Raw genomic sequence first — 1,545 nt, 5'->3', positions numbered from 1 at the left:
ACAGTTCCAGCATCTCGACCATCCGGCCGCTCTTGTCACGGGCCCAAACGTGGGGGGAGGGGAAATGTGCAAGGAGGCTGGAAGCTAGCCTGTAAGCTTGGCACACAAGAGCCTGGAGCGGAAGCTCCGTTCTATTCGTGGAGCCCTCACACACCTCAATAGCCGCTTTGAATGAAGCAATAGCATCGTGCGCAGCATCGGAAGCGAGGCGATTTTTTGCGTTCACAAAGACAATGCCACGGTTCAAATGCAGCCTGGCCCGCACCTCGTCATAGAAAGGACTGTGCTTCAGGGTCTCACCGTCGAGCAGTTCCAGGCCGCGGTCATAGGCCTGCAAGGCTCCGTCGAGATCTTCCTTGTCCATCAGTGCAGAACCAAGATTCAAGTGCAAAGTGGCCCGGCTCCCATCAAACATAGGATTGCCTTGCAGGGTTTTGCCTTCATATAGCGTAAGGCTCCGATCAAAGGCACACAAAGCACCATCAAGGTCTCCTTTGATATTCAGTACAACCCCGCGATTCATGTGCTGCGTGGCCCGGTCCTCGTCAAACGCGGGATTGTCTCGCAGGCTCTTGCCATTGCACAGCTTCAAGCAGTGCTCATAGGCGCGCAAGGCCCCGTCAGGGTCTCCTTTCGCCCACAGCGCAACCCCGCGGGATCCATGCAATTTGGCCCGGTCCCCGTCAAACGCAGGATTGTCTCGCAGGCTCTTGCCATTGAACAGCTTCAAGCTATGCTCAAAAGCGCGCAAGGACCCGTCAGGTTTCCCTTTTTTCCCCAGCATTACTCCGCGGTAAAAATGCAGCTTGGCCCGGTCGCCATCATAGGACGGGTTGTGCTTCAGGCTCTCACCGTCGAGCAACTCCTGACTGCGGTTAATAGCCCGCAGGGCCCCGTCAAGATCACCTTTGCCAAACAGCGCAATGCCACAATTCAGGTGCAAACTGGCCCGGTCCCAATCATGGACCGGGTTGTTCTTCAGGGTCTCCCCATCGAGCAGTTCCAGACCGCGGTCATAGGCCTGCAAGGCCCCGTCGGGATCGCCCTTGCGCGACAGTGCAATGCCACGGTTGGCGTGCAGCTTGGCCCGATTGGCATCATGGACCGGGTTGCGCTTCAGGGTCTCCCCGTCGAGCAGTTCCTGAGCGCGGTCATAGGCCTTCAAGGCCCAGTCGGTATCACCCTTGCCCAATAGTGCATTGCCACGGTTCAGGTGCAACCTGGCCCGGACACTGTCTAACGAAACATCATCCTTCAGGGCCCTACCTTCAAAGACCTCCCACGCCTGATCGTAAGCCGCCAAGGCTGCATTCGGATCTCCTTCAGCATTATGCACAATGCCCCGAATTCGATGAAGTTTCGCTAGGGCTTTTTGCGCGTCGAAGCCCACACAATCTTTTAGGGTATTCGCGGCATCGTCCAAGGGGCCATGCGCATCATTGGGCTGGTCAGTAGCGTTCAGAGCCTGCGCCTTCCAGATCAAAATTTCAGCGTGTTGCTGCGCGATCTGGCCCCGGTCCGCTGCATCCAAACCTTCAATCTCGT

The 1,545-nt window shown here is 57.1% G+C and carries 1 protein-coding gene; it reads right to left on the bottom strand.

The window, feature by feature from the left end; all coding sequences use genetic code 11:
* Positions 1-1,545, bottom strand: a 1,545-nt coding sequence (locus RXV86_RS22015; RefSeq protein ID WP_316302729.1) for a BTAD domain-containing putative transcriptional regulator, incomplete at both ends; no start/stop codon positions are given.

This window comes from Aliisedimentitalea sp. MJ-SS2, from assembly GCF_032586155.1.
Taxonomy (GTDB): domain Bacteria; phylum Pseudomonadota; class Alphaproteobacteria; order Rhodobacterales; family Rhodobacteraceae; genus JAWHTC01.
This window is presented reverse-complemented; position numbering and strand designations above follow the sequence as displayed.